General features: G+C 72.2%; 10 protein-coding genes. 6 read left to right on the top strand and 4 right to left on the bottom strand.

Annotation, left to right across the window (positions count from 1 at the left end):
- The first annotated feature begins 369 nt into the window (after nt 1-369).
- A complete protein-coding gene (locus JS521_RS03290) occupies nt 370-1,506 on the top strand; it encodes a PQQ-dependent sugar dehydrogenase (RefSeq protein ID WP_205081186.1) in 1,137 nt (378 codons plus the stop codon).
- Between the two features lie 57 nt (nt 1,507-1,563).
- On the opposite strand, the gene JS521_RS03285 is transcribed toward JS521_RS03290, so the two are convergent.
- On the bottom strand, nt 1,564-2,154 hold the full coding sequence (locus tag JS521_RS03285; protein WP_205081185.1) for a helix-turn-helix domain-containing protein: 591 nt from the start codon (nt 2,152-2,154) through the stop codon (nt 1,564-1,566).
- A 90-nt stretch (nt 2,155-2,244) separates the two neighbouring features.
- Between JS521_RS03285 and JS521_RS03280 the strand changes: the two genes are divergently transcribed.
- Nucleotides 2,245-3,897 (top strand): MFS transporter, encoded by a 1,653-nt coding sequence (locus JS521_RS03280; RefSeq protein WP_239486730.1) that lies wholly within the window; start codon nt 2,245-2,247, stop codon nt 3,895-3,897.
- Nucleotides 3,898-3,908: 11 nt separating this feature from the next.
- Here the strand turns inward: JS521_RS03280 and JS521_RS03275 are convergent, their stop codons facing one another.
- Nucleotides 3,909-4,937, bottom strand: a complete 1,029-nt coding sequence (locus JS521_RS03275; RefSeq protein WP_205081184.1) for an aminoglycoside phosphotransferase family protein — start codon at nt 4,935-4,937, stop codon at nt 3,909-3,911.
- Nucleotides 4,938-5,074: 137 nt separating this feature from the next.
- Here JS521_RS03275 and thpR point away from each other — a divergent pair, with 137 nt between their 5' ends.
- Nucleotides 5,075-5,722 (top strand): RNA 2',3'-cyclic phosphodiesterase, encoded by a 648-nt coding sequence (thpR, locus tag JS521_RS03270; protein WP_205081183.1) that lies wholly within the window; start codon nt 5,075-5,077, stop codon nt 5,720-5,722.
- A gap of 25 nt (nt 5,723-5,747) precedes the next feature.
- Here thpR and JS521_RS03265 read toward each other — a convergent pair whose 3' ends face one another.
- The gene (locus JS521_RS03265) at nt 5,748-6,374 is read right to left on the bottom strand and encodes a hypothetical protein (protein ID WP_205081182.1); all 627 of its coding nucleotides are present in this window, start codon (nt 6,372-6,374) and stop codon (nt 5,748-5,750) included.
- Nucleotides 6,375-6,525: 151 nt separating this feature from the next.
- Between JS521_RS03265 and JS521_RS03260 the strand changes: the two genes are divergently transcribed.
- Both JS521_RS03260 and JS521_RS03255 read left to right on the top strand, forming a co-directional pair.
- A complete protein-coding gene (locus JS521_RS03260; RefSeq protein ID WP_205081181.1) occupies nt 6,526-8,034 on the top strand; it encodes an MFS transporter in 1,509 nt (502 codons plus the stop codon).
- Nucleotides 8,035-8,056: 22 nt separating this feature from the next.
- The gene (locus JS521_RS03255) at nt 8,057-8,626 is read left to right on the top strand and encodes a TetR/AcrR family transcriptional regulator (protein WP_205081180.1); all 570 of its coding nucleotides are present in this window, start codon (nt 8,057-8,059) and stop codon (nt 8,624-8,626) included.
- 19 nt (nt 8,627-8,645) lie between these two features.
- On the opposite strand, the gene JS521_RS03250 is transcribed toward JS521_RS03255, so the two are convergent.
- On the bottom strand, nt 8,646-9,131 hold the full coding sequence (locus JS521_RS03250) for a MarR family winged helix-turn-helix transcriptional regulator (RefSeq protein ID WP_205081179.1): 486 nt from the start codon (nt 9,129-9,131) through the stop codon (nt 8,646-8,648).
- A 113-nt stretch (nt 9,132-9,244) separates the two neighbouring features.
- Here JS521_RS03250 and JS521_RS03245 point away from each other — a divergent pair, with 113 nt between their 5' ends.
- Nucleotides 9,245-9,655: an Ohr family peroxiredoxin gene (locus JS521_RS03245; RefSeq protein ID WP_205081178.1), complete on the top strand. Its 411-nt coding sequence runs from the start codon at nt 9,245-9,247 to the stop codon at nt 9,653-9,655.
- Nucleotides 9,656-9,786 lie beyond the last annotated feature (131 nt).

The raw sequence follows: 9,786 nt of genomic DNA, 5'->3' as shown, positions 1-9,786 counted from the left end.
CGCGGCGTCGCGCGCGCGCCGCGGCGTGCGCTGGCGCGGTGCGCCCGGGGGGGGGGGGCCCCCCCCCCCCCCCCCCCCCCCCCCCCCCCCCCCCCCCCCCCCCCCCCCCCCCCCCACGACCGCCCCTGTTCCTCTCCCGATGTCCGGGGAGAGGAACAGGGGCGGTCGTGCACCTCGCGCACCCGCGCCCGCGCTCCGAAGAAGATCCCGCGACGCTGGTCTAGTCCAAGCCGCGTCCGTCCCCCTATCCTCACCTGTAGCCGGTGACACACCATCCCCCCACCCAGGTTGCCTGCCGGCTCGTGTCCCCACTCAACTCCGTTCGAGCAGCCGGGTGATCCCCCCATTCGCCGCCTCCAGGAGGACACGGTGAAATTTCGCACCAGAAGCTCGACGATCATCGGCACGCTCTGTCTCGTCACGTCCCTGGCCCTGGCCTCGGCGTCGGCGGACGAGCCCGCCGCCCCGGTCCAGCCGGTGACCGCGTCCCTGACCGAAGTGGCCAGGGCCCAGGGGCCGTCCGCCGGGACGGCCGGACCCGGTGACACCCTGTGGATCGCCGAACGCGCGGGCACCGTAAGGGTTTTGGACGACGCGGGTCTCGGCGAACCGGTGCTCGACATCTCCGAGGAGACCACCACCGACGGCGAACGCGGCCTGCTGGGCGTCGCGTTCGACAAGGAGTTCGCGCACTTCTACATCTCGTTCACCGACCTCGAAGGCACCAGCACCATCGACGAGTTCGCGGTGGCGGACGGTCAACTCCAGCCGGATTCGCGGCGCACGGTTCTCACCCAGACGCAGCCGTACGCGAACCACAACGGCGGGGACATCAAGTTCGGCCCCGACGGATACCTGTACATCGCCTTCGGTGACGGCGGCTCGGGCGGCGACCCGCACGGCAACGGGCAGAAGCTCGACACCCTGCTCGGCAAGCTGCTGCGGATCGACCCGAGCGGCGGCGAGCCGTACGCGATCCCGGCGGACAATCCGTTCGTGGACGACGCGAACGCGAAGGACGAGATCTGGTCGTACGGGCTGCGCAATCCGTGGCGGTTCTCCTTCGACGCGGGCACGGGCGACCTGCTGATCGGCGACGTCGGCCAGAGCGACTGGGAGGAGATCGACTGGGCCCCGGCGGACAGCGAGGGCGGCGAGAACTACGGGTGGTCCTCCATGGAGGGCACGCATCCCTTCCGCGGCGGCACGGAGCCCGCGAACCACGTCCCGCCGGTGTACGAGTACGACCGCACGGGCCTCGGCTGCTCGGTGACCGGCGGATTCGTCTACCGCGGCGAGGCGCTCCCGGATCTTCAGGGGAGCTATGTCTTCAGCGACTACTGCGACGGCACCCTGCGGACGCTCCAGCTGGCGGACGGCGAGGTGACCGGTGTGGGCGACCTCGGCGTCAGCGGCGGCGAGGTCATCTCCTTCGCGGAGGGCGGTGACGGCGAGCTGTATGTGCTCGGCAGCAACGGCGTCGTCTCCCGCGTCGACCCCGCGTGAGCAACGGAAGACGCGCGGGAGGTCAGCTGTACTGAACGATGTCCCGGGGCCCGCCGATCATGATGGTCGGCGCCCCCCTTCCGTACCCTCTCCGCGCTGATGGCCGCGGCGGGCGTCCCGGTCGAAGATGCCCAGCAGCTCGCACGGACCGCCCTCGGCGCCGATGGCGTGCGGGAGCATCGTGGGGAACTCCGCCGCCTGGTTCGTCTCGATCCGCAGACGCCGGTTGCCCAGGAGCAGGATCGCGGTGCCGGAGAGGACGACGAGCCACTCACGGCCCGGATGCGCGCGCAGGCGCGCGGGGTTGTCGGGCGGTGGCTCGGTCATGCGCTGGCGGATGACGGTCATGCCGGGTTCCGCCTTGATGGGCCACCGCAGCTGGCCGTGGGCCCCGTCGATCATCGGGCTGGAGACGATGTCGTCGGTCGCGGTCTCGACCAGCTGGTCGAGGGAGGTGTCCAGGGCGCGGGCGAGCGTGACGAGCTGGTCAAGGGCCAGTCGGCGCCGGCCGTTCTCGATGCGGCTGAGCGTGGACTGGCTGACCTTCGCCCGGGCGGCCAGCTCCTCCAGGGACCAGCCCTGAGCCAAGCGCAGGGCGCGGATCCGTTTGCGTACCAGGCTGTCCAGCTCACCATCTTCTTGCGTCATACGCATGATCATATGCCATTCGTGCAAGTTGCGCTTAGCTTCGTCCGTGTCCGGCCCCGGAAGAGGCGGCCTCGCACGGAAGAGGAATGCATGAGTACGAACCAGCCCGGTCCGGTGGGCGTCGATCCGGACGACGTCCCGGGCGAGCCCGGCGAGGGCGTGCCCGACGCTCGTCAGCGGCGGACGATCCTGATCACCGTGTGCCTCGCGCTGATGGCGGTGATCGCCTCGGTCTCGGGGCTCAACGTCGCCCAGCCCGACCTCGCCGTCGCCTTCGACGCCTCGCAGAGCACGATCCTGTGGATCATCAACATCTACACCCTCGGCCTGGCCGCCCTGCTGCTGCCGCTCGGCTCGATCGGCGACCGGCTGGGCCGCAAGCCCGTGCTGGTGGCCGGCCTGGCCGTCTTCGGCGTGGCCGGTGCGGCGGCGGGGCTCGCGCCGTCGGCCGAGGTCATGCTCGCCGCCCGGCTGTTCAGCGGGGTAGGCGCGGCGATGATCATGCCCATCACCCTGGCCGTGATCACCTCCACCTTCCCCGCGAAGGAGCGGGGCCGGGCGATCGGCGTGTGGACCGGGGTCGCGGGAGGCGGCGGCGTTCTGGGCATGTTCCTCTCCGCCGAGCTGGTCGACGTGGCGAGCTGGCGGTGGCTGTTCGTCCTGCCTCTGGCACTCGGCGCCGTCGCCCTCGTCATGACGCTGCGGTACGTTCCCGACTCCCGCGAGAGGTCCGGGCACGGGTTCGACGTCGGTGGCGCGCTGACCTCCGTCGTGGCGGTGGTCGGGCTCATCTTCGTGCTTCAGGAAGGGCCGGAACGCGGCTGGACCGCGCCCGTGACGCTGCTCGGTCTCGTCGTCGGAGTGATCGCCGCCGCCGGATTCGTGGCGTGGGAGCTGCGTCGCGGGGATGCCGCGCTCCTGGACCTCCGCCTCTTCGGCGAGCGCGGACTGGCCGGGGGCTCGATCACCCTGCTGGTGGTCTTCGGGGTGCAGGCGGGCGTCTTCGTGGTCCTCTTCCCGTTCCTCCAGGCCGTTCTCGGCTGGTCGGGGCTGCTGTCCACGCTGGCTCTCATGCCCATGGCCGTCCTGATGATGATGGCGTCGGGCCTCGCGCCGCACCTGGCCGGCCGGATCGGCGCCCGCGCGACCATGGCCACGGGGATCCTGCTGGCGGGCGCGGGGCTCGCGCTCATGGCCGGGATCGTCTCGGTCGACGGCGGCTACCTGTCCGTACTGCCGGGCATGCTGGCGATGGGCCTCGGCATGGGCCTGGCGATGACGCCTTCCACCGAGGCCATCACCGGTGCGCTGCCCCGTGAGCGCCAGGGGGTCGCGTCGGCGCTGAACGACGTGACCCGGGAGTTCGGCACCGCGCTCGGCGTCGCGCTGCTCGGTGCCCTGCTGTCCGCCGGCTACCGCAGCGCCGTCGACCCCCGGCTCGCCGGAATCCCCGAGGGCCCGGCCGACATCGCGCGCGGAGGCGTCGCCAACGCCGTCGAGGCGGCGAACGGTGCGGGCCCCTATGCGCAGGAGCTGATCCGGGCCGGGCGGCAGTCCTTCGTCGACGGCTGGCAGAACGCCATGTGGGCGGGGGTCGCCGTGATGGCCGTTCTGTTCCTCTACGTCCTGGTCCGGGGGCCGCTGCGTTCCGCCCGTGCGGGGAAGAGCGCTCCGCGGTCCGCCGCCACGGATGCGACGGCGGCCCCGGAACGGCCCGAGCGGGCCGACTCGACCGTTTCCTGATGCGGGCGGTCTCAGGGGCGTTGCGAGGGGACGGGGCGGAGTGTGGGCCAGCGGGTCAGCATGCGGCCGCACATCCGCGTACAGAGTGCGCTCAACCCGCCCAGGTGGTTCTGGCCGGCCGTCATGCGGCCGACGACACCCAGCCGGTGGACGAGTCGTTGCCGGGCGGTCACCGTGCCCCACTTCCAGTCGCGGACCGGGATCCGGGCCAGATGATCGGTGCCGCCGCGGTGCGCCCTCTCGACCAGGGCGTCGCCGCGCAGCAGCCAGCCCGCGCACGCGTCGGTGAGGTCGCCGTGGAGTTCCTCGCCGGTCTCGGTGCGCCATGCCGTGCGGTAGGCGGCCTCGGCCCGTTCCAACAGCGGTCGGGCCGCCGCGGTGACACACCAGCAGGTGGGGAATCCGATGCGCAGGTAGGCGAGTTCCACCAGCCCACTGCCCAGCGAGGCCTGCTCGAAGTCGATGAACCGCGTTCCTTCGGCGGTGTGCAGGTCGTTGCCGGGGCACGGGTCGCCGTGGAGCAGGGCGTGCCCGGGCGCCCGGGCCAGCCGGTGCACGAGGTCGTCGAGTTCGCCGGGCGCCGAGCGAGGAACGGGGGCGTCGAGAGCCGCGGCCAGCCCGAGGAAGGACGCGGCGTCCGCCTCGTCCGGGCCCTGCTGACGGGGCAGCATTCCGGCGTGCTCCGGGCGGCCGACGGCGTGCAGCCGGGCGAGTGCCGCCGCGTGGTCGACGATCCAGTCGTCGCGAGGGCGTCGGTGGTCCAGGTGCTCCAGGACGAGGACCCGCGCGCCGGGGTCGGTGCGCAGCAGCGCGGGCACTACGGGGGCTGCGGCTCCGGCGGCGAGCCGCAACGCGGCCAGCTCGCGGGCGTACCGCTCATCGGCGTCGGGGCCGTCGACGATCTGCTTCACCACCACCGGTGCTCCGGCCGTCTCCACCCGCCACACGCGTGAGCGCGGGCTGCTGCTCAGCCGCCGGGAGCGCCCCGGAGCGCCCAGCCCGGCCCGTAACGCGTCCCCCCACGGCAGTCGCGATCTCATGCGCCCATCCTGACCCCCGGGCCATGTCCCGATCTGCGCGATATCCGGCCATCCGACATGGCCCGGGGGCGAGGAAGGGAGCGGAGGCCGGGCCCCGCGTCGCGGCGGCGGTATGGCCGGCACGTACGGTACGGCAGGTGAACGAACCGCTCGAAGCCGTGACCGGTCACCCCTCGGACGAACCCGTCCGGGCCATGACGACCCGCGTGTTCCTTGCGCTCGCTCCGCCCGACGACGCGAAGGACGAGCTGGCGCAGGCCCTGCGCCCGGCCTACGACGCCTACCCCCGCATGCGGTGGAACCGGATCGAGGACTGGCACATCACCCTGGCGTTCCTCGGTGAGCTGCCGGTCGCCGCCGTTCCGCCCCTGATGCCTCCGCTCGCCGCTCTCGCGGCGCGGCAACGACCGTTGCGGCTGGCGCTGCACGGCGGCGGCCACTTCGACGAGCGGGTGTTGTGGACCGGGGTCACCGGGGACCTTGGAGGGCTGCACCGGCTCGCCATCGACGTACGCGCCCTCATCAGGGAGTGCGGTGTCTCCTTCCCGGACCGGCCGCTCCGGCCCCATCTGACGCTGGCCCGGTCCCGCCGGGGCGACCACGCGGCCCCGGTGGAGGCCGCGGCCGGGCTGGCGACGTTCACCGGCCGGGGCTGGGAGGCCGGGCGCCTCCACCTGGTCGGCAGCAACATCGGCCGCGGCCCGGGGCCGATCCACTACCGCGACATCCAGTCCTGGGACTTTCGCCACGGGGCCGGCGGGGCTGTCGAGGTCTCCGGCGACTGAGGCGGACGCCTCCTGCCGCGCGCGGTCACGTGGTCTCGTGCCGAGCCGACCGGTCGTGCGTCAGCAGGAACTCGGTCGCCCGCGCGATGGCCTCGGCGGACGTGCCGTAAACGGCTTCCGACTCGTCCTCCTGAAGATCGGCGCCCGTGGCGGCGTACCACCAGGCGTCGGCGCCCGGGTCGTGGTGAATGACGGCGTCGCCGCCCGCGTAGTGGAGCGGGATGGACTCGCTGGCGGACTTCTTGGGCACCGCGTGGGGCCACTTGAGGCGGGCGGACTGGCGCTTGATGCCACCCCAGGCCGCGCCGAGCTGCGCGTAGCTCGATCCGCCGCGGCCGGCGACGGTGGCCGCGCTCTCCGCCAGCCGGTCGACGGACAGCTTGGCTTCGTAGAGCGACCGCAGCATCGCCAACTGCACGTCGGGCGCGGCCATGAGTGCGGCATCGAAGGGCTTTCCCGCGGTGCGGTAGGCGAGCGCGCGCGTCGAGATCCGCTCGGCCAGCGACCGGACCGCGGCGAGCACCTGCTCGTCCATGGCGAACGTGTCGTCGTCACCGGGGTCGTTCCAGGCGGGATCCACCGGAGTGAGGACCGTGGCCCAGAAGTGCTCATCGCTCTGGTCAGGGGTCGGGATCGTCTTCACATCATCCATGTGACAACTTTAACTGTCACGAGGGCACGCGGCAATTATTTATGTCGTCCTGCCCACTTGACAGCTACTACTGCCACGGTCGCCGTAACTGTACCTTTCGTAAGGTACAGTTACGGCGATCAGGGCGGTTCTCACAGTGAGGCTCAAAGGGATGACCATCAGCACGAGGCGGCGCTGGCTGCTCCTGGCCGTGGTGAGCGCGGGGCTCCTGTTGATCACGTTGGACAACTCCATCCTGTACGCGGCGTTGCCGACGCTGGTGGCGGATCTCGGCGCGAGCAGCTCCCAGGGGCTCTGGATCATCAATGCCTATCCGGTCGTGATGGCCGGCCTCCTGCTGGGCAGTGGCACGCTCGGCGACCGGGTGGGGCACCGGCGGATGTTCCTGATCGGCCTCGTGGTCTTCGGTGCGGCCTCGCTCGTCGCGGCGTTCTCCACCGGCCCGGAGGCCCTGATCGCCGCACGGGCCTTCCTCGCCGTCGGGGCGGCCGCGATGATGCCCGCCACGCTGGCCCTGATCCGCGTCACCTTCGACGACGAGCGCGAACGCAACATCGCCATCGCGGTCTGGGGGACCATGGCGGTCGTGGGCAGCGCCCTGGGCCCGATCATCAGCGGGATCCTGTTGCAGCACTTCTGGTGGGGATCGGTCTTCATCATCAACATCCCCGTCGTCGTCGCCGCGGTGATCGCCACGCCGGCCCTCGCTCCCCCGAACGACCCGGACCCGTCCAAGCAGTGGGACCTGACCTCCTCGCTCCTGGCGCTCGTCGCCCTGGTCGGCCTCGTCATGGCCATCAAGGAGACGGCGAAGACCGACCCCGCTCCGGCGGTCATCGCCGCCGCCGTCCTCACGGCCGCGGTCGGCGGGTGGGCGTTCGCCCGGCGCCAGCGCCGGCTGCCCTATCCCCTGCTCGACTTCGCGATCTTCCGCAACCGGGCCTTCCTCGCGGGGGTGCTGGCCGCCGGGTTCGCCCTGTTCGCCATCGCCGGTGTCCAGCTCGTCACCACCCAGCGCTTCCAGCTCGTGGAGGGCTTCACCCCGCTGCGCGCCGGATTCCTCGTCGCGGCCGTCGCCGTCGGCGCGTTCCCCACGGCGATGCTCGGAGGTGCGGTCCTCCACCGGGTCGGCCTGCTGCCCCTCATCGCCGGAGGCCTCGCCCTCGGGGGCGTCGGCACCGTGCTGGTGCTGATGAACTTCGCCACCAGCACGGGCCTCCTCGTCACCGGGCTGATCATCACCGGCAGCGGCCTCGGCGCGGCGATGTCGGTCGCCTCCAGCGCGATCATGGGCAACGCCCCGGCCCGAAGAGCGGGCATGGCTTCGTCCGTCGAGGAGGTCTCCTACGAGTTCGGGGGCCTGATCGCGGTCGCCCTCCTGGGCAGCCTGCTGACCGCCGTCTACTCCGCGACCATCGACCTCCCCGCCGGAGTGTCCGACCGGGCGCGCGATAGCCTCGACAGTGCGCTCGCACTGGCCGGCGAGGGGGCAGACGCCGATACGGCGCTGGTCACCGCCGCGTCGGAGGCGTTCGACGGCGCGTACCTCGCCGTGATGATCGTGGTCGCCTGCGCCCTCGCCGTCGGCGCCCTGGTGACCGGTCTGCTGCTGCGCCGGCACGGCCCCGGCTCGGCACTGTCCGGCCCGGCACACCACTGACCCGACGGCACGGGAGCCGACCATGCGAACCAGCAAACGTACCCAGATCCTCGAAGCCGCCACCCGGGTCGTGCAGCGTGAAGGCGTCAAGAGCGTCACCTTCGACTCGGTCGCCGCGGAGGCCGGACTGACCAAGGGCGGCCTCCTGTACCACTTCGCCTCCCGCGACGACCTCGTCCAGGCGATCCATCAGCATCTGGCCGACGCGTGGGAAGCCGATCTGGTCGCGGCGGCGGGGAAGCCCGCGGCCGAGGCCACCCGGGACGAACAGTTGGCCGCCTACACCCGGGTCGCCGTCCAGAGCGCCACGCGGGCCGAGCTGCTGCTCATGCTCGAAGGATCGACGAACGCGGCGCACGCGGCCGTCTGGGGCGCCGTGACGGAACGGTGGGCGCCGCCCCCGCCGCCCCCACCGTCGGCGGCCGACGATCAGGCCGCGCTGGACCGGTTCATCGTCCGCCTAGCGGCCGACGGCCTGTGGCTGTACGACTCCCTGACGTCGGAACGGCTCGACCCCGGGATGCGGCGGGCCGTCGCGGACAGGATCGCGCACGCCCTGACCCGCGAAGGCGGCCGCGAGGATGCCGACTGAGGGGCCGGCGGGGGCCTGCTCAGCCGGCGGCGGACTCCCCCAGCGCACCCGTGAGCCGACCCAGGACCTCCTGCAGCCCGAGGACCTCCTCCAGCGACAGGCCGGTGGCGGCGAGCACCCCGCGGGGCACGGACAGGGCGCGCTCGCGCAGCCCCGCGCCCTCGTCGGTCAGGTCGATCACGACGGAGCGCTCGTCCTCGCGGCTGCGTTCGCGCCGGACCAGGCCGGCCGTCTCCAGTCGCTTCAGGAGCGGCGACAGGGTTCCCGAGTCCAGGTGGAGGCGCTCGCCGATGGCCTTGACCGACTGCGGGCCCTGCTCCCAGAGGACCAGCATGACCAGGTACTGCGAGTAGGTGAGGCCGAGATCCTTCAGCGCCTGCCGGTAGTAGCCGCCGAACGCCCGCGAGGCGGCGTGCAGCGAGAAGCACACCTGGTGGTCCAGTCGCAGCAGCTCCGCGTCGGGGACGGCGGAGAGGTCGGGCGCGGGGCTCGGAGCAGTGGTCATGGAACCAGCGTACCGCCGCACACCCCAGTGAGTTGTGCACAACTAAGTTGTGTGCAATCTTTATGTCCGTGGCCACGACCAGCCGGGTCGGGGCCCCAGAGGAGGGTCATCCCATGGACGCGTTGTACACCGCCGCCGCCACCGCCAACGGCCGCGAGGGCCGTGCCGTCAGCTCGGACGGTCAGATCGACCTGCCCCTCGCCATGCCCCCGGCCCTCGGCGGCAACGGCAAGGGCACCAACCCCGAGCAGCTCTTCGCCGCCGGCTACGCGGCCTGTTTCGCCAGCGCGATGGCCGCGGTGGGCCGGGAGATGAAGGTCGACACCAAGGACGCCTCCGTGACCGCCGAGGTCTCCATCGGCAAGGACGGCGACGGCTTCGGGCTCGCGGTGGTCATGCGCGTGGAGCTGCCGGACTCCCTCGCCGGCGAGGCCGGGCAGAAGCTGGTCGAGGCCACCCACGCCTACTGCCCGTACTCCAAGGCCACCCGGGGCAACATCGACGTCCAGCTGGTCATCGAGTAGTCGAACGCACGGACGCCCTGAGGCTCTCATGCCCTGATGTGAGGGTGCGGTGGGGGCCCGCCGGGGGGGGGGGGCCCGGCGGGCGGGGTGTACGCGCGGGGCGACGAACGACCCGGGGCGGGCGGCCGGGG

It is taken from the genome of Streptomyces durocortorensis, from assembly GCF_016901035.1.
GTDB lineage: Bacteria > Actinomycetota > Actinomycetes > Streptomycetales > Streptomycetaceae > Streptomyces > Streptomyces durocortorensis.
Note: the sequence above shows the minus strand (reverse complement) of the source record. Positions and strands in the feature narration are given on the sequence as shown.